The 17,594-nt window shown below is 73.0% G+C and carries 15 protein-coding genes; 8 read left to right on the top strand and 7 right to left on the bottom strand.

The window, feature by feature from the left end:
* Window positions 1–22: 22 nt before the first annotated feature.
* On the bottom strand, window positions 23–955 hold the full coding sequence (locus tag ACWD6N_RS16000) for an SMP-30/gluconolactonase/LRE family protein (protein WP_354962584.1): 933 nt from the start codon (window positions 953–955) through the stop codon (window positions 23–25).
* A 110-nt stretch (window positions 956–1,065) separates the two neighbouring features.
* On the opposite strand from ACWD6N_RS16000, the gene ACWD6N_RS16005 reads away from it, so the two are divergent.
* Complete coding sequence (locus tag ACWD6N_RS16005; protein WP_354962335.1) at window positions 1,066–1,551, top strand: Lrp/AsnC family transcriptional regulator; 486 nt, start codon at window positions 1,066–1,068, stop codon at window positions 1,549–1,551.
* On the opposite strand, the gene fxsT is transcribed toward ACWD6N_RS16005, so the two are convergent.
* The 3 genes from fxsT to ACWD6N_RS16020 form a co-directional block, all read right to left on the bottom strand.
* The gene (gene fxsT / locus ACWD6N_RS16010; RefSeq protein ID WP_450004935.1) at window positions 1,548–5,459 is read right to left on the bottom strand and encodes an FxSxx-COOH system tetratricopeptide repeat protein; all 3,912 of its coding nucleotides are present in this window, start codon (window positions 5,457–5,459) and stop codon (window positions 1,548–1,550) included. The two genes, ACWD6N_RS16005 and fxsT, sit on opposite strands and share 4 nt — an antisense overlap.
* Before the next feature lie 12 nt (window positions 5,460–5,471).
* Window positions 5,472–6,713, bottom strand: a complete 1,242-nt coding sequence (locus tag ACWD6N_RS16015; RefSeq protein WP_450004936.1) for a TIR-like protein FxsC — start codon at window positions 6,711–6,713, stop codon at window positions 5,472–5,474.
* A 194-nt stretch (window positions 6,714–6,907) separates the two neighbouring features.
* A complete protein-coding gene (locus ACWD6N_RS16020) occupies window positions 6,908–7,087 on the bottom strand; it encodes a hypothetical protein (RefSeq protein WP_450004937.1) in 180 nt (59 codons plus the stop codon).
* 25 nt (window positions 7,088–7,112) lie between these two features.
* On the opposite strand from ACWD6N_RS16020, the gene ACWD6N_RS16025 reads away from it, so the two are divergent.
* Window positions 7,113–8,195, top strand: coding sequence for a family 1 glycosylhydrolase (locus tag ACWD6N_RS16025; RefSeq protein WP_450004944.1), 1,083 nt, complete (start codon window positions 7,113–7,115; stop codon window positions 8,193–8,195).
* Window positions 8,196–8,271: 76 nt separating this feature from the next.
* Here ACWD6N_RS16025 and ACWD6N_RS16030 read toward each other — a convergent pair whose 3' ends face one another.
* Genes ACWD6N_RS16030 through ACWD6N_RS16040 form a run of 3 tightly spaced genes read right to left on the bottom strand, consistent with a single transcriptional unit; the run spans window position 8,272 to window position 12,064 of the window.
* Window positions 8,272–10,731: an FtsX-like permease family protein gene (locus ACWD6N_RS16030; RefSeq protein WP_450004938.1), complete on the bottom strand. Its 2,460-nt coding sequence runs from the start codon at window positions 10,729–10,731 to the stop codon at window positions 8,272–8,274.
* Entirely contained in the window at window positions 10,728–11,453 is a 726-nt protein-coding gene (locus ACWD6N_RS16035; protein ID WP_450004939.1) for an ABC transporter ATP-binding protein, read from the bottom strand. Before ACWD6N_RS16035 ends, ACWD6N_RS16030 begins: the two co-directional genes overlap by 4 nt.
* Entirely contained in the window at window positions 11,450–12,064 is a 615-nt protein-coding gene (locus tag ACWD6N_RS16040) for a PadR family transcriptional regulator (protein ID WP_354962341.1), read from the bottom strand. The genes ACWD6N_RS16035 and ACWD6N_RS16040 overlap by 4 nt, the downstream gene beginning before the upstream one ends.
* A gap of 92 nt (window positions 12,065–12,156) precedes the next feature.
* Here ACWD6N_RS16040 and ACWD6N_RS16045 point away from each other — a divergent pair, with 92 nt between their 5' ends.
* From ACWD6N_RS16045 to ACWD6N_RS16070, 6 genes are all read left to right on the top strand, one after another.
* Window positions 12,157–12,828, top strand: a complete 672-nt coding sequence (locus ACWD6N_RS16045) for a TMEM175 family protein (protein WP_450004940.1) — start codon at window positions 12,157–12,159, stop codon at window positions 12,826–12,828.
* A 128-nt stretch (window positions 12,829–12,956) separates the two neighbouring features.
* Window positions 12,957–13,454, top strand: a complete 498-nt coding sequence (locus tag ACWD6N_RS16050) for a 2Fe-2S iron-sulfur cluster-binding protein (RefSeq protein WP_354962585.1) — start codon at window positions 12,957–12,959, stop codon at window positions 13,452–13,454.
* A complete protein-coding gene (locus tag ACWD6N_RS16055; RefSeq protein ID WP_354962343.1) occupies window positions 13,451–14,446 on the top strand; it encodes an FAD binding domain-containing protein in 996 nt (331 codons plus the stop codon). Before ACWD6N_RS16050 ends, ACWD6N_RS16055 begins: the two co-directional genes overlap by 4 nt.
* Window positions 14,443–16,542 (top strand): xanthine dehydrogenase family protein molybdopterin-binding subunit, encoded by a 2,100-nt coding sequence (locus ACWD6N_RS16060; protein WP_354962344.1) that lies wholly within the window; start codon window positions 14,443–14,445, stop codon window positions 16,540–16,542. Before ACWD6N_RS16055 ends, ACWD6N_RS16060 begins: the two co-directional genes overlap by 4 nt.
* Window positions 16,543–16,570: 28 nt before the next feature.
* On the top strand, window positions 16,571–16,939 hold the full coding sequence (locus tag ACWD6N_RS16065) for an ArsR/SmtB family transcription factor (RefSeq protein WP_354962345.1): 369 nt from the start codon (window positions 16,571–16,573) through the stop codon (window positions 16,937–16,939).
* Window positions 16,936–17,577: an SRPBCC family protein gene (locus ACWD6N_RS16070; protein WP_354962346.1), complete on the top strand. Its 642-nt coding sequence runs from the start codon at window positions 16,936–16,938 to the stop codon at window positions 17,575–17,577. The genes ACWD6N_RS16065 and ACWD6N_RS16070 overlap by 4 nt, the downstream gene beginning before the upstream one ends.
* Window positions 17,578–17,594: the final 17 nt, after the last annotated feature.

Genomic DNA, 17,594 nt, shown 5'->3' on the forward strand with positions numbered 1-17,594 from the left:
CGCGCCGTGCGCAGGTCGTCGCTCATCTCGCCTCGCCTCCGGTGGCCGCCGGGTAGCGGGCGCCGTTGAAGGTGACTCGCAGCGCGTACACGGAAGCGCCGGCGGTGATGAACAGGTGGTTGCGTTTCGGCCCGCCGAAGGTGAGGTTGGCGACCGATTCGGGCAGCAGAAGCTTGCCAATGAGGGTGCCGTCGGGGTCAAAGCAGTGCAGGCCGTCCCAGGACGCGGCCCACACGCGCCCGGCGTCGTCGACGCGGAGGCCGTCGAAGCGGCCGAAATCGCATTCGGCGAAGACCCTCCCGCCGGTCAGGGAGCCGTCGGCGGTGACGTCGAAAACGCGGATGTGGCTCGGTTCCTGCCGGGTGTCGACGATGTAGACCTGCTGCTCGTCGCCGGAGAAGGCCAGGCCGTTGGGGCGACAGAAATCGTCGGCGACGATCCGCAGGTCGCCGGTGGCCGGGTCGAGGCGGAACACGTGGCACGCGCCGCCGAACTCGTTCTCGCCCTTGTTGCCCTCGTAGTCGGAGTGGATGCCGTAGCTCGGATCGGTGAACCAGATCGTGCCGTCGGCGCGTACCACGACGTCGTTGGGGCTGTTGAGCCGCCGACCCTCGTAGCGGTCGGCGAGCACGGTGATCGTGCCGTCATGTTCGGTGCGGGTGACTCGCCGGTTGCCCTGTTCGCACGTGACCAGCCGGCCCTGGCGGTCCACGGTGTTGCCGTTGGCGTAGCCCGAAGCGTGGCGGTAGACGCCGACCGCGCCGGTGGTCTCGTCCCAGCGCAGCAGTCGATCGTTGGGGATGTCGCTCCACACCAGGTACCGGCCGGCTGGGAAGTACGCCGGGCCCTCGGTCTTGCGTGCGCCCGTGTGCAGCCGTTCGACGACGAAGTCGCCGTCCAGGTAGCGGAAACGCTCGTCGAGCAGGTGAAACTCCGCCGGAACAGTCTCGACCATCGCCATGCCTCCCAGATTTCGCCGATCACGTTCGGGCCAAGCCTACTCGGACCGAACCTGGTATGGTCAACAGGCTGGTTTGCGGGATTATGTTTTGAAGGAGCGGCTGCGTGGTAGACGACATCGACCGTGCGTTGTTGGCGCGCCTGCAGGACGACGCCACCCAGTCCTACGCGGCGCTGGGGAAGGCGGTGGGTCTGTCGGCGGGCTCGGCGCACGACCGGGTGCGCAAGCTCCGCGAACGCGGCGTGATCCGCCGCACCACCATCGACGTCGATCCGGCCGCCGTGGACCGCGGCGTGTCGGCCTTCGTGATGGTCGACGGCAACACGTGGATGGGCGACACCTGTGCCGCCCTCGCGGCCATGCCCGGCATCCAGGAAGCTCATGTCATCGCCGGCGCGGCCTCGCTGCTGGTGAAGATCCGCACCGCGACAACCGAAGACCTTCAGGCGGTGCTGCGCGGCATCTTTGACATCGACGGAGTCACCGGCACCCAGACCATCGTCGTGCTCGAGACGTTCTTCGAGCGTCCGGTGAGCGTGCTCGACCAGGCCACCCCGCCGTCCCCGCCGGGTGTGCGGACAACCCCCTAGAGCAGGGCCGGTTCGATGTAGGCGTTCGCGCGCTCCCGCTGGCGGGCCTGCACCACCCGCGGGTTGTCCCCCCCGAAGAGCTGCACCAGCTGCCCGAACGCCTCGTCGTAGAGGGCGCGCCCGGCGTCCGCCTCGCTCTCCGTGGCGAGCCGGCTCAACGCCAGGTTGACCGACGCGGAGAGGGTGTCCGGGTGCTCGGCGCCCAGCGCCCGGGTCAACTCCACGTACGCCGTGGTGTCCAGCAGCAGCGCGGTGTCCCGGTCGCCGAGGGCGAACAGGTCGTTGGCGAGGTTGAGGGTGGCCAACAGGGTGTGCGGGTGCCGCTCGCCGAGGGTGGCCAGCAACTGGTCGCGGACCCGCTGGGCGAGGTCCCGGGCCTGGACGTGGTCGCCCTGCTTGCGCAGCAGCACGCCGAGGTTGTTCAGGCAGGCCAGGGTGATGGCGTGTGTCTCGCCGAGCACCTCGTTGTAGCCGTCCCGCAGCCGCCGGGCCACCCGGAGCGCGGTCTGGTTGTCGCCGACCGCCGACCAGGTGGTGGCCAGCGCCATCTCGGCGGACAACGTGTCGGCGTGCTCGCCACCGAGGATGCGCTGGTAGCGGACCACGGTCCGTTCGATCAGCCGGTGCGCGTCGGCGAAGCGGCCGAGCTGGCGCAGGGTGAGCGCCAGCTCCTTGGCCGTCCGGAGGGTCTCCGGGTGGTCCGCGCCGATCACCTTCTGCTGGACGGTGTAGGTGCGTTGCAGCACGCTGTGCGAGCGCCACAGCTCGCCCGTGTCCCGTAGCCCCCGCCCATAGTTGCTGGCCGAGGCCAGGGTGGACGGGTCCTCCTCGCCGAAGCGGGCCCGCCGCCGCTCATGGATGTGCTGGTCCAGCAGGGCGGCACCGCGAAAGTCGCCGACCAGCCGCAGCGACACGGCGAGGTTGTTCTCCGCGGTGAGGGTCCGGCCGCTGTCGTCGCCGAAGGTGCGCACGCTCAGCTCCAGGGTGCGCCGGTCCTGCGCCTCGGCATCGTGGTAGAGGCCCTGGGCACGCAGGTCGGCGCCCAGGCTGCGGGCGGTCATCAGGGTGTAGAGGTGCTCCTCGCCGAAGATCCGCCGCTGCCGGTCGTACACGTCCCGGTCGATCTCGTACGCCTGGTCGAAATGGCTCTGCGCGCGCAGCACGTTCGCCAGGTGGAAGCGCATCCGCAGCTTGGTCGGCTCGTCATCGTCGGTGTCGCGCCAACCGGCCAGCGACTCCTGCGCCAACGCCCGGCTGGTGTCGTAGTCGCCGCGCCGGTAGAGGTAGCGCACGATGTCCACGACCAGTTGCCGCGCCTCGTCCATGGTGGACAGGTGCAGCCCGCTGGGACGCACGTGCGGCCACAGCTCGGCGTACCGGGGCCAGTTGACCGGCTTGTCCGGGTCCCGTGGGCTGGCCGCCGCGAGCAGCGACTGGGCCTGCCGGCGGGCCTCCTCCGCGTCGTCGAGCTGATCCTGGATGACCAGTTGGACCAGCCGGTGGATGCGGACGGAGTTGTTCTCCGCGTCCACCTGGGCCAGCCCGTAGCGACCCAGCTCGGCGGTGACCAGGCCCTGCAGGATCGGGTCGGTCAACGTCGGGTCGAACGGGGCCATGAAGCTCGCGAAGCGCTCGCCGGTGAGCATGGCGACCGGGATGGGCTCCGGCGCGTAGAACGAGCAGAGTTCCAACAGCCGGGCGGCCGCCGGCTTCTCAGAGCGGAGCTGGGCCAGGGTGACCAGCCAGGTGGCGGCGAGCGTCTTGGAGTAGCCGGCGGACTGCCGGCCGTCGAGGATCCGCAGCAGCCCTGGCGTGTCCAGCGAGGCGAGGTACCGGTCGACCTGCATCGCGGTGGCCCGCAGGTACGCCGCACCCTGCTCGACCGCGAGCGGCAGGTCCCCGAGTTTCTCGGCCACCTGCGTCGCCTCGCCGTCAGTGAGCCCGCGGACCCGGTCACGCAACAGCTGGACGCTCTCGGCGCGGTCGAAGACGCTCAACTCGGTCGCGGTGGCGTACTCGCTCCAGCTCTGGTCGCGGGTGGTGAGCAGCACGTGGCCCGGGCCCTGCGGCAGAAGCGCCCTGGTGCCCCGGGTGGGTTCGTTGGCGTTGTCCATGATGATCAGCCAGCGCCGGTCCGGGCCGCCCCGGCGCAGCGCGTCGAGCACCCGGCGGACCGCGTCCGCGCCGCCGCCGCTGCCCAGCCCCATCGCCTGGCCGAGGTCGGCGAGGCCGCCACGGATGCGGTCCTCGCTGTCCGCCGGGATCCACCAGACCAGGTCGTAGTCGCGGCCGAAGCGCAGCGCGTACTCGGCGGCGAGCTGGGTCTTGCCGACTCCGCCCAGGCCGTGCACCACCTGTGTCGTCGAGTCCGGTGCGGCGGTGAGCCGGTCGCGCAGCGCCTCCAGCTGGGCGGCCCTGCCGACGAACGGGGTGCCGTGCTGGCGGACGTTGGACACCGCCGGGAACGGGCCGGGGAACCGGCCGACCGCGCGCCCGCCGACCGCGACCGCCGAGGCGCCGGCCGCCTCCAGCAGCCGGGTCCGGGCGGTGGATGGATCGACGTCAGTGAGGTCCACGGGGCTGCGGTCGCTGTACGGGACGGGCAGCCGCGACTCGTCCACCCGCAGCGGCACCAGCAGGCCCCCGCCGCCGAGCTGGTCCCGGCCGGAGGCGGTCTTCCACACCTCGGCGGCGAGCGAGGTGCCCGCGTAGTGCCGGGTGAGCACGGCCAGCACCCGGCTGGCGCCGCCGACGGCCCGGTCGAACTCGGCCCGCCCTCCGGCACGCAGCGGGACGTCCACCGCCCGGCGGTCCACCCGCAGCCCGGCCTCCTCCAACTGGTCGGTGATCCACTCGGCCCAGAGCCGGTCGGCGGACGCGTAGCTGACCAGCACGGCCTGCTCGGCGGTGAGCCGGCTGCGCTCGAACTCGGTCAGCGAGCGACGCCGGTCCTCCTCGGGCATCGGGTGCAACGTGGTGACCCGGCCCCCGGTGACCACCGAGGCGAGCTGCTCGTACGCGGCGAGCAGGGTGCCCACCTGCTCGGGCCGGTCGCCGAAGGCGGCGAGGATCTCCTCGTAGGCGTAGAAGGCGCGGTACGGCACCTCGATGGTGTTCCAGTAGCGGGCCGCCGCCGAGTCGGAGAGGTGGTCGAGGAAGGGTGCGAACTCGGCCCGGACTAGGTCGCGGCCGGTCTCCAGCTTGCGCAGTTCGGCGTCCTCCACCCGCATGGGCACCGGCAGCAGCAGCGGCGGGTCGTCCGGGCGCTGGCCGCGGATGGAGCGGGCCACCGCCGCCGCGCCGCGGATGCTCTGGGTGGACATGGTGAAGCAGTTGACCACCAGGTCGGGCAGTTGCACGGTGCAGATGCCGGCCACGTCGCTGAGGCCGGTGCGGCTGTCGATCAGCACCACGTCGTACTCGGCGCGCATCTGCGCGCGGACCGCGTCGATGAACGACGCGCCGCCCTGCCGCTCGTAGAAGTTGGCCCAGTCGAACGTGCTCACCAGCCGGGAGTACGCCGAGTCCTGCTGCCCGGCGGCCACGAAGTCGATGACGCCGCCGTGGCTGAAGTCCCAGTTCAGGGAGACCGCCCGTCGCTGGATCTTGCCGTGCCCGGTGAGCAGCTCCTGGGAGTCCTCGTCCCGGTTGCGTTGCATGGTGGCGATCGAGTAATCCCAGATCATCTCGATCACGCCCGGGGTGGCCCGCAGCTCCTTGTCCCGCAGGAACGGGTGGAAGTAGCGGTGCAGGCCCGGGGATTCCAGATCCCAGTCGACCACCAGCACCTGCAGGCCCTGACTGGCGAGGATCCAGGCCACGTTGGCGAGCGCCATCGTCCGGCCGGTGCCGCCCTTGTACGAATAGAAGGTCACGATCTGGCCGCGTGCCGTCTCGTTCACCGCCATGGCCTGCCTCCCCTAGGGACCTTCGAGGATCGGGCGTTGGCCGGAGCCGTCCGTGGGTGGCTCCTGGTAGACCGTGCCCGTGCGGTAGATCCGGCCCTGTTCGACCACCAGCACGTCCTCCAGCTCCTCCTGGAAGCGGGCGGAGGTCGCGATCTCGGTGCGCCACAGGTCGCGGGTGTTGTGCAGCACGTGATGCGGGAGCACCCGGGCCAGCGTGTCCCACATCTTGCGGTTACCACCGGACGCGGCGTCGTCGGCGGCCGTCCAGGGTACGAGCACCGGCGCCCGCGGCGAGGCCACGTCGCGGTCGTAGCGGATCAAACTGAGCTGGTAGCGCGGCAGGTCGGCCGACCAGACGTCGACCACCAGCACGACGATCTGGTTGTGGGCCCGGGCCCATTCCCGGACCGCGGCCAACTCCTCCGCATCCTCCACCGTCCAGCCGTAGCTCTTGGTGGTTGCGATGGCGCCGGCCCAGCTGCCGATCGGCACCTCCAGCTCGGGCCGGTACGGCCGCCAGTCCCGGGAGACCGCGCCGTAGCGCTCCTCGGCGCCGGGACGGCTGTCGGCCAGCTCGGCGGAGCTGCCGGCGACCAGCACGATGTGCACGTGCCGCGCGCTGGTGGCCCGCTGCACGGCGCCGGCCACGGCCGGCCCGGTCTGCGCCTGCGGGCGGGCCGGCTGACCGAACGCGCTGGTCACCTTGGCCAGGGTCGGGCGCTGCGCCGGCTGGTGCAGGGTGTGGTCGCGCGCGGTCTGCACGATGTGCTTGGCCAGCGCGTCGACGAAGTCCCGGTACTCGTCCTCGTGCCGGCGGCGTTGCTTGAGGGTGAGCAGCCCGTCCTGGGCGTAGACCGTGCCGGTCGGGAAGTTGCGGTACTGGTAGGTGCCGACCACCTCGGGCAGCCGGTCGCAGGGGATCCACTGCACCGGTACCAGCGCTGGCGGGCGGACCTGGAACTGCCGCTCGTGCTCGTCGATCCGGTCGGCGAAGACCCGGAACTCCCGGCCACAGTAGTCACTGACGACGTACCGGGGGGAGGTGAGCGCGATCAGGCAGGCGCTGGTGGAGAGAGCGCCGGCCAGGGCGTCCGTCCAGGTGGTGCCCAGCAGCATCTGCCCGTCGATGAACCCGGCCTCGTGCCAGCGGACCCCGGCCAGCCCGGCCACCGCCTCGCTGAGATCGCCGAAGAACGCCTGCACCTGACCGTTGCGGTTGTCCTCTTGGGCGTAGCTCAGGAAGAAGAGTGGCACGCCCGCCTCCGCTCACGGGTCCCACGACCGGTGCGCCCAGTATAGGACCGTCGATGCCAGCCCAGCCGTCACGCGATCATCGCATTGGGCGCGCCGGGAGTCACATGCCCGACGTTTCGCGGCTGAGCGGAGGCGCGGAGGCGGCCGGGCCGGCCCGGTTCGTCGGCGCGACCGGGCCGGTCGGGGCGCCCCGGTCAGGGATAGGTGGTCAGGTACACCTGCTGGGTGGCCGCGTTCGCGGTGCCGCCGGCGTTGTTGATCACCCGGTTGATGGTGCCGACACCGCCGAGCGAGACGGTGACCATGTTGGTGAACCGCACGTTCGGGTTGGTGGGCGCCTCGATGGCCCGGTCCGCGACGACGGCCGGGTTCACGTTGAAGTAGCAGTAGCCCGCCGGGCTGGACTTCTACGACCGGCTCGTCGACACGCTGCTCGCCGACGGCATCCGGCCGTTCGTCACGCTCTACCACTGGGACCTGCCGCAGGCCCTGCAGGACAAGGGCGGCTGGCCGAGGCGCGCCACCGCCGAGGCGTTCGCCGACTACGCGGCCGTGGTCGCCGCCCGCCTCGGTGACCGGGTGACCGACTGGAACACAGTCAACGAGCCACTCTGCGTGTCCTGGATCGGGCACCTGGAGCGGCGGATGGCACCCGGCGAGCAGGACCTGACCCGCGCGGTGCACACCTCGCACCACGTGCTCCTCGGGCACGGCCTGGGCACCCAGGCGGTACGGGCCAACGCCGCCAAGCCGGCCTCGGTGGGGCTGGTGCTCAACCTCAGCCCGATCGAGCCGGCGACCGACCGGCCCGAGGACGTCGCCGCCGCCCGGCGGGCGGACGGGCACGTCAACCGCTGGTGGCTGGACCCGGTGCACGGGCGCGGCTACCCCGCCGACATGATCGCCACCTACGGTGTCGAACCGCCGGTACGCGGCGACGACCTGGCGGTGATCGCCACGCCCACCGACTTCCTCGGCGTGAACTACTACTTCCGGCAACTCGTGGTCGACGACCCGGCCGGGCCGCCGCCGTACGCCCGGCAGGTGCCGGTGCCCGGCTCGGTGGAGACCGCGATGGGCTGGGAGGTGTACCCGGCGGGGCTGGAGCGGCTGCTGGTCGAGGTGAGCCGGGAGTACCGGCCGGGCCGGATCATCGTCACCGAGAGCGGCTCGGCGTGGCCGGACGAGGTCACCGCGGACGGCACGGTGGAGGACAAGGAGCGCACCGACCATCTGGAGCAGCACCTGGCGGCCTGCGCGTCGGCGGTGGCCCGGGGTGTGCCGCTGGACGGCTACTTCGTCTGGTCGCTGCTGGACAACTTCGAGTGGGCGTACGGCTATGACAAGCGCTTCGGGTTGGTGCACGTGGACTACGCCACCCAGCGCCGGACGGTGAAGGCGAGCGGCCTGCGCTACGCCGAGCTGATCCGCGCCCACCAGCGCCTCGCCCGCACGACCGGGACCGCCACGCCGGTGGCCTGAACGGGGGTGGGCGAGACCGAGGCACCCTGGGCGCCGCGCCGATCGGCGCCCAGGGTGCCCTGGTCTCGCCCGGCGCTCAGTCCAGGACGCGCCGGGACAGCGACGGCGGCAGCCGGCCGGCGAGCAGCCATCCGGCGCCGGTGGCGACCACCAGCAGCCCGCTGACGATCGCGACGAGGTGCGCGACGGGCACGGCGCCGAGCGGGTCGAGGTCACGGTGCAGAGCAGCGGCCAGCGCCAGGTACGCGCCGGCCACGCCCAGCACGGCGCCGAGCAGCGCGAGCGCTCCGGCGGTGGTGGCGGTGAGTGTCCGTCGTACCCGCCTCGGCGCGCCGGTCGCGGCCAGGGTGCGTAGGTCCGCCGCCGCCTCGCCCCGGATGAGCCCGACGGTCGTCGCCAGCACCCCGAGCGCGAGCAGTACGCCGGCGACGGTCGCACCGGTGCGCAGCGCGGTCAGCGAACTCTGCGACCGGCGTGACTCGATGGTGAGCCCGGCGGTGGCGGCCATCTCCTGGGCCGTGGCCAGCTGCGCGCCGGTGAGGGGGTGGTCGGCCGCGAGGAACCAGCCGACCCGGGCCGGCTGCCAGCCGTGCCGGGCGAGCGCGGCGGGAGTGATCAACGAGTCGGGCAGCCCGGTGTAGCCGGACCGGGGCAGGGTGCGCACGCTCGGCCGCACGCCCCGGGCCGGGATGTTCACCAGCTCCAGCTCACCGGTGCGGGCGGTGAGCACGTCGGTGTCGGCGTCGACCGCCATCCCGTCCGCCCCGTTCAGCCGGAGCAGTCCGGGACTGACCACGTAGAGCGGATGGGAGGGGGTCGACTCGCCGGCCGCTGCCGGAACGGCGATCTCGACGGCCGGGTGGCCGGTCGGTCCCCCCTCCCGACCCGGGTCGGTGTGCGAGGCCACCACCGCCATGTCGAGCGGAATGACGGTGGCCGCGCCAACGCCGGCCGCGATGGTGTCGGTCCGGGTCTGGAGAGCGGCGATCTCGGCCGCCGTACGCTCCGGAATCACCGGATCCGGCTGCCCGATCCGGATCAGCAACTGGCTGTCCGCCAGGTTGCCCAGCCCGGCGGCCTCCCGGCTGCGGTACTCCGCCGCGGCGGAGCCCACCACGATGGCCGCCGACAGGCCCACCGCGAGACTGATGGCGGCGAGCGCCGCACCGGCCCGAACGCGATACCGGGCCAGGTCGGCCAGTGCGAGCCGGACGGCCACCGGCAGGCCGCCCCGGGCCGCCGCCAGAGCCGGGATGGTCAGCGGGCTGGCGAGCAGCACGCCGAGCACGGTGCCGACGCTGCCCACGACGATGAGCAGCGGGTTCGACCCGTCGGAGAGCACCAGGGCGGTGAGGCCGGCGGCGAGCAGCGCGGCCGCGGCCACGGCGGTCCGTCGCGCCGCCGGCGGGGCCGGTGGCCGTGCCGACAGCGCGCTCATGATCGGGGTACGCGCCACCGCGCGGGCCGGCCACCAGGCGGCGGCGGTCGCGGTGACCACGGCCAGCAGCATGCCCACGCCGATGGTGAGCCAGGGCAGGTCGAAGCGGCCGATGCGGTGCCCGGCGGCGGTCTCGACGAGACCGGCGGTGACCAGCCAGGCGGCGACCCCGACGGCGGTGCCGCAGACTGCGGCGACCACCCCGACAGCCGCGCCGTTGACCAGCAGCACCAGCCGCAGATGTCGGCGGGTGGCGCCCATCGCCGCCAGCATGCCGAGCTGACGCAGCCGGCGCTGCGCCAGCACCACGAACCCGGCGGCGGCCACGAGCGACACGAGTAGCAGGCCGACGGTTGCCAGCGCCAGCGCGGCGAGGGTGAGCGCGGTGCGCTCGGCCGCCGGCCGGGACTCGCGCACCAGCGGGCCGTCGATGGTCCGGCGGAAGGCCTCCATGGTGTCGCGGTCGCCGGCCACCAGCACGGTCACCGACTGCGGCCGCTCGGCGTGGGCGGGGTCGGTGAGGGCGAACTCGTCGTGCAGGTCCGCCGGATTCTCGACCACCCCGACGATCAGGCGGTCGGCGTCACCGAGCGGGACCCGGGCGCCGAGCCCGGCGCGCAGGGCTTCCGCCACCCCGTCGGTCACCGCCAGCTCGGCGGGCCCGGTCGGGTAGCGGCCCTGCCGCAGGTCGAGCATCGGGCCGCCGTACGCGCCGGCGGGGTCCTGGGCCCGGACGTCCACCGGGTCGAACAGTCCCGGCACCGGCACGCGCCGGTGACCGATCACGTCGATCGTGCCGAACCACGCCCGAGCGGCGGTGACCTGGGTGTCCAGCTCGGCGGGGTCGTCGCCGGGGATCCGGATGAGCTGGTCGGCGCGGCCGAACGTGGCGTCGCTCGACGGGGGGAGGTTCCAGGTCGCCGCCAGACCGAAGGTGGCGCCGGTGACCGCGACGGTGAGCAGCGCGATGGCCAGCAGTTGCTGCCGCCACTCGCGGCGGAACAGTCGTACCGCCCAGCGGATCACCGCGCGGCGGGCCGGGAGTCCGCCGCCCGTGGGCCGGGTGGCCGTCCGGCTCGGATTCGCGGTGGCGGTCACAGCGCCGGGTCCGGGGCGAGCAGGGCGTCCGGGCCGGCCGACGGCGCGGTCTGGTCGACGACCCGGCCGTCCCGTATGAAGATCACCCGATCGGCCCAGGAGGCGAGCTGGGCGTCGTGGGTGACCATCACTCCCGCGATGCCGCGCTTGCAGGCCGAGCGGAGCATCCGCAGGACGGCTTCGCCGTTGGCGGCGTCGAGGGCGCCGGTGGGCTCGTCGGCGAGCAGCAGCCGCCGGTCCCCCACCACGGCGCGGGCGATCGCGACTCGTTGGCGCTCGCCGCCGGAGAGGTCGTCGGGGAAGTGCGCGGCGCGGTCGGTCAACCCCAGCTCGTCGAGCACCCGCAGGGCGGCGGCTCGCGCCGGACGCGCGGCCATGCCGTCCAGCTCCAGGGGCAGGGCCACGTTCTCGGCGGCGGAGAGGCCGGCGAGCAGGTTCAGATCCTGGAAGACGAAGCCGAGCGACCGGCGACGCAGCCGCGCGGTGGCGTCGGCGGAGAGCGTGGCGAGGTCGGACCCGCACACCGTGACCTGGCCCGTGGTGGGCTCCTCCAGGGTGCCCGCGATGGTGAGCAGGGTGCTCTTGCCCGAGCCGCTGGGGCCCATCACGGCGACCAGTTCACCGGCGACCACGTCGAGGTCCACCGCGCGCAGGGCGTGCACGGCGGCGGCACCGGCGCCGTACACCTTGGACACCTGTCGCAGGCTCAACACGACGCTCATCGCCGGGCTCCTGACGTCCGGTCGCGGTCCGGCCGCGTCGTACGCCCGGCGGGAGCGTCGGCGGCAGGCGGTGCGGCGGCCTGGTCGGCGGGCGGCGTCGGACGGGTACGCAGGCGCGCGTCCGCGGCGTCCAGCCACCGGACGACCGCTTCCAGCCGGAACAACTCGGCGTCGACGACGAGGCCCAGGCCGACGTCCTCCGGCGACGCGTCGGCCTTGAGATGCGTGTAGTGCTGCATCTCCTCGACGATCCGCCGCCGGTGGGCCTGGAGGATCCCGGTCACGTCCACCTGAGGCAGCCGCATCGCCACCTGCACCTTCATGACGAGCTCGTCCCGGGGCGGCGGCCCGGCCTGCGGCGGCGTACGCAGCCAGCTGTGCAGCTCGCGCTCGCCGTCGGCGGTGAGCCGGTAGCGCTTCTGGGCGCCGTCGCGGCCGGCGTCGTCGGACTCGACGTGCCCCTCGCGCTCCAGGCGTTGCAGCGTGGTGTAGACCTGCCCGACGTTGAGCGGCCAGACCTCGCCGGTTCGCGCCTCGAACTCCTGGCGGAGTTGGAGACCGTACTTCGGTGCCTCGGTGAGCAGCGCCAGCATGGCGTGACGGATGCTCACGATCCATCAACTACGGTTAGCATACTCGGTATAATACACAGTATTCTCGGGCTGACGCCTAGACAAACCGCACCGGCGGTTAGCCTGCGCCAATGGCCGCAGCAGCCGACGAGGTCGAGCAGCCCGACACCGGGCCACGGATGTCCGAGACGGACCGGTTGACCGCGTTCAGCGACGGCGTCTTCGCCATCGTCATCACGCTGCTGGTCATCGAGCTGCGGGTGCCGGAGTACCACGCGGGTGAGTTGCTGGCCGGGCTGCTCGACGAAGGAGCGTCCTACCTGGCCTTCGTGGTGTCCTTCGTCTACGTCGGCGTGCTCTGGCTCAACCACCACGCGCTGGTCCGGCTGATCCGCGCCACCACCCTCGCGCTGAGCTGGATCAACCTCGGCATCCTCTTCGGCGCGGTGATCATCCCGTTCCCGACCGCCGTGCTGGCGTCCGCGCTCACCCACGGCGACACCGCCGACCGTCGCGCCGCCGTCGCCCTGTACGCGCTGGCCGCCGCGCTGATGTCGGCGCCGTGGCTGGTGTTCTTCGGCTATCTGCACCGCCACCCGGAGCTGCTCCAGCGCGGGGTCAGTCCCGGGTACGTGCGGACGCAGCGGCTGCGACCGGTCACCGGCCTGGTCCTCTACGGGCTCAGCGGCCTGCTCGGCTGGTTCGTCAATCCGATGCTGGGCCTGATCGGCGTCATCGTCATGATCGTGTATCACGCGTTCACCAGCGAAGGGCTGCGCCGCCGACGGGCCGCGGGTCGCTGACCCGCCGGATCCTTCCGTGCGAGGGTCTATGGGTTGTTCGCCCGGATATGTACTGGCAAAGCTAGTCTGAGCCGGTGCGGGGCGGACCGGAGAGCGAGACGACCACCGACGAGCGGCACTCGTCCCGGGTGGCGTTCGACGTCAACGACGCGCACCGCGAGCTGACCCTGGACAACCGCACCACCCTGCTGGACACGCTGCGCGAACAGCTCGGCCTGACCGGGGCGAAGAAGGGCTGCGACCACGGCCAGTGCGGCTCGTGCACGGTGCTGCTGGACGGCCGGCGGGTGAAGAGCTGCCTGCTCCTCGCGGTCACCTTGGACGGCCGGTCGGTGGTCACCGTGGAGGGGCTGGCCGGCCCGGACGAGCTGTCCCCGCTCCAGGCCGCCTTCGTCGCGCACGACGCGTTCCAGTGCGGCTACTGCACCCCCGGCCAGCTCTGCTCCGCCCGTGGCATGCTCGACGAGGTCGCCCGTGGCTGGCCCAGCGCGGTCACCGGCGACCTCACCGCCCCGCCCGAGCTGACCGACGCGGAGATCCGCGAGCGGATGGCCGGCAACCTGTGCCGCTGCGCCGCGTACCCGCACATCGTCGCGGCCGTTCGCGAGACGGCGACGACGAGGTGAGACCGTTCCGCTACCACCGGCCCGCCGGCGTGGCCGAGGCGGTCGCCGTGCTGGCCGTCGAGCCGCAGGCGGCGTACCTGGCCGGCGGGACCAACCTGGTGGACCTGATGAAGCTCGGGGTGCAGCGGCCCGACCTGCTGGTGGACGTGACCCGGCTGCCGCTGGACGCCGTCGAGGAGCTGCCCGGCGGCGGGCTGCGGATCGGCGCGACGGTCCGCAACAGCGACCTGGCCGCCCACCCGGTGGTCCGGCGCGACTACCCGGTGCTGGCCCGCGCGCTGCTCGCCGCCGCCTCCGGGCAGCTGCGCAACCTGGCCACCACCGGCGGCAACCTGTTGCAGCGCACCCGCTGCGTCTACTTCCAGGACACCGGCAAGGCCTGCAACAAGCGCGAGCCGGGCAGCGGCTGCGCCGCCCGGCACGGCCAGAACCGCGACCTGGCCGTGCTGGACTGGTCCGACCTGTGCGTGGCGACCCACCCGTCGGACCTGGCGGTCGCGCTCGCCGCGCTGGACGCCGTGGTGGAGGTGCACGAGCCCGACGGTCCGCGGGACGTTCCGCTGGCGGCGCTGCACCGCTCACCCGGCGAGCACCCGGAACGGGAGACCACCCTGGCCCGAGGTGCGCTGATCACCGCTGTCCGGCTGCCGCACCTGCCGGCCGCGCGCCGCTCGGCGTACCTCAAGGTGCGCGACCGGGCGTCGTTCGCCTTCGCCGTCGGCTCGGTGGCCGCGGTGCTGGACCTCGACGGCGACGTGGTCCGCGACGTCCGGCTGGCGTACGGGGCGGTGGCACACCGGCCGTGGCGGGCGTACCGGGCCGAGGAGGAGCTGCGCGGGCGGCCGTTCAGCCCGCAGCTGGCGGCGCGGGCCGCCGATGCCGAGCTGGCCGAGGCCCGCCCGCTGCGGCACAACGGCTTCAAGCTGCCGCTGACCCGGGCGATCACGGTGCGGGCCCTGACCGAGCTGGCCGAGGGGACCTCCGCACCATGACCACCGGCGCGGTGGGGCGGGCGTATCCCCGGTTGGAGGGTCGGGAGAAGGTCACCGGCACGGCACGGTACGCGGTGGAGTACCCGGTGGACGGGGTCACCTACGGCTGGGCGGTGCCGGCGGCGGTGGTCCGGGGACGCATCACCCGGGTCGACGCCGCGCCGGCGCTCGCGCTGCCCGGCGTGCTCGCCGTGGTGCACCACGGCAACGCGCCCCGACTAGCGCCCGGGCCGGAGCCGGACCTGTGGCTGTTGCAGGAGCCGGCCGTGCACTACCGGGGGCAGCTGATCGCGGTGGTGGTCGCCACCAGCCTGGAGGCGGCCCGGGAGGGCGCCCGGCTGGTCCGGATCGACTACGACGCCGGGCCGCACAGCACGGTGCTCACCGCCGACCACCCCGGCCTGTACCGGCCGGACCAGGTCAACCCCAGCTACCCGACGGACACGGCGGAGGGCGACTTCGACGCTGGGTACGCGGCCGCGCCGGTACGGCTGGACGCCACGTACCGGACGCCGGCGTACCACAACAACCCGATGGAGCCGCACGCCACCACCGCGCAGTGGCGGGACGGGCGACTGCTGGTGCACGACTCCAACCAGGGCGCCACGCCGGTGCAGGCAGTCCTGGCCGAACTGTTCGAGCTGCCCCGCGAGTCGGTCCGGGTGATCGCGCAGCACGTTGGCGGCGGCTTCGGCAGCAAGGGATACCCCAAAGCGGCCGTGGTGCTGGCCGCGCTGGCGGCGCGGCAGGTGGACCGGCCGGTTCGGCTGGCGCTGACCCGGCAGCAGTTGTTCGGGCCGGTCGGCTACCGCACTCCCACCATCCAGCGGGTCCGGCTCGCCGCCGACGCCGACGGGCGACTCACCGCGATCTGCCACGATTCGATCACCCAGACCTCGACCCTTCAGGAGTTCGCCGAGCAGGTCGCCGTCTACACGCGCAGCATGTACGCCGCGCCGCACCGGCGCACCACGCACCGGCTGGCCCGCCTCGACGTGCCCACGCCGTTCTGGATGCGCGCCCCGGGCGAGTGCCCCGGCGCGTACGCCCTGGAGTCGGCGATGGACGAGCTGGCCACCGAGGCCGGCATCGACCCGGTGGAGCTGCGGATCCGCAACGACCCCGCGGTCGACCCCGAGCTGGGACAGCCGTTCACCAGCCGCAACCTGGTTGCCTGTCTGCGCGAGGGGGCCCGCCGGTTCGGCTGGGCCGACCGGGACCCCGCACCCCGGGCCCGGCGCGATGGGCGCTGGCTGGTCGGCACCGGGGTGGCCGGCGCGAGCTACCCGGCGCGGGCGCGGGCTTCCGCCGCGACGGCCACCGCGCGCCCCGACGGCGGTTTCCTGGTCCGGATCGACGCCACCGACATCGGCACCGGCGCCCGGACGGCGCTCTGGCAGGTGGCGGCCGACGCGCTGGGGGTGTCGCCGGAGCGGGTGGAGATCCAGATCGGCGACAGCGACCTGCCGCCGGCCGGGGTGGCGGGCGGCTCGATGGGCACCTCCTCGTGGAGCTGGGCGGTGATCCGCGCGTGTGAGGCGCTGCGGGAGAAGCTTCGGGACACCCCAGGCGGGGTGCCGTCCGACCGGGAGGTGACCGCGGAGGTGAGCACCGCCGACGAGGTGCGGGAACAGCCCGCGCTGCCGCGGTACGCGTACGGGGCGCACTTCGCCGAGGTCCGGGTGGACGCGGACACCGGCGAGGTGCGGGTGAACCGGCTGCTCGGGGTGTTCGCCGCCGGGCGGGTGGTGAACCCGACGACCGCGCGCAGCCAGCTCATCGGCGGCATGACGATGGGCCTGTCGATGGCGCTGCACGAGGAGGGCGTGCTCGACGAGCGGTACGGCGACTGGGTCAACCACGACCTGGCCACCTACCACATCACGGGTTGCGCGGACGTGGAGCGGATCGAGGCGCACTGGCTGGACGAGCAGGACGGCGAGCTGAACCCGGCCGGGGTGAAGGGCATCGGCGAGATCGGCATCGTCGGCACCGCGGCGGCGATCACCAACGCGGTGCACCACGCGACCGGCGTACGAATCCGCGACCTGCCGATCCGACTCGACAAGCTGATCGGCATATCACCGTTGGCTTAAATAAGCTCGTCCTGATATAAAGGTCGTCGTGCACGCCTTCGACGTGCTGGGCGATCCGGTCCGGCGCCGCATCCTGGAGCTGCTCGCCGGTGGCGAGCAGACCGCCGGCGCGGTCAGCGCGGTGATCCGCGAGGAGTTCGGCATCTCCCAGCCCGCCGTGTCCCAGCACCTCAAGGTGCTGCGGGACAACGGCTTCGCCACCGTGCGGCCGGAGGGCGCCCGGCGGCTCTACGCGGTCGACCCGCGCCCACTGCGCGAGGTGGACGGCTGGCTGGAGCACTTCCGCCGGTTCTGGACGCCGCCCCTGGCGGCACTCGCCACCGAGCTGGCCCGGGGCCGACGCGAACGCCGGCTGCGCGGGCCCGCCGACCCACCCGAGGAGAGGAACCCACAATGATCAACGCGATCGAGCAGATCAACGCGGTCCAGCGCCATGTCGGCAGCCGCACCCTGGAGGCCGGCGAGGCCCGGGTGACCACGATCAGCCAGACGTACCACACGACGGTCGAGGATCTCTGGGACGCCTGCACCAGCGCCGAGCGCATCCCGCGCTGGTTCCTGCCGATCAGCGGCGACCTGCGGCTGCACGGGCGGTACCAGCTCCAGGACAACGCCAGCGGCACCGTCGAGAGCTGCGACCCGCCGCACCGCTTCACCGCCACCTGGGAGTTCGGCGGCGAGGTGAGCTGGATCGAGGTGCGGCTCACCCCGGTCGACGACGAGCGGACCCGATTCGAGCTGGACCACATCGCGCACGTCGACCAGGACCGGTGGGCCCAGTTCGGGCCGGGCGCCGTCGGCGTCGGCTGGGACCTGGGCCTGCTCGGTCTCGCCTCGTACCTGTCCGCCGACGGCAGCGGGGTTTCGCCGGAGCAGGCAGCCGAGTGGAGCGTCTCCGACGAGGGCCGGCGGTTCACGGAGCTGAGCAGCGAACTGTGGGGTCAGGCGAGCATCGCCGGCGGCACCGACGCCGACGAGGCCAAGGCCGCCGCCGAACGCACCACCGCCTTCTACACCGGCACCCCCGCCGCCTGAGCAGCGCATCCGCACCG

The organism is Micromonospora sp. NPDC005163 (genome assembly GCF_053599835.1).

Coding starts and splice junctions, on each gene's coding strand:
- ACWD6N_RS16000 (WP_354962584.1), bottom strand. CDS start 955: ATGGTCGAGACTGTTCCGGCGGAGTTTCACCTGCTCGACGAGCGTTTC.
- fxsT (WP_450004935.1), bottom strand. CDS start 5,459: ATGGCGGTGAACGAGACGGCACGCGGCCAGATCGTGACCTTCTATTCG.
- ACWD6N_RS16035 (WP_450004939.1), bottom strand. CDS start 11,453: ATGAGCGTCGTGTTGAGCCTGCGACAGGTGTCCAAGGTGTACGGCGCC.
- ACWD6N_RS16045 (WP_450004940.1), top strand. CDS start 12,157: ATGGCCGCAGCAGCCGACGAGGTCGAGCAGCCCGACACCGGGCCACGG.
- ACWD6N_RS16060 (WP_354962344.1), top strand. CDS start 14,443: ATGACCACCGGCGCGGTGGGGCGGGCGTATCCCCGGTTGGAGGGTCGG.
- ACWD6N_RS16070 (WP_354962346.1), top strand. CDS start 16,936: ATGATCAACGCGATCGAGCAGATCAACGCGGTCCAGCGCCATGTCGGC.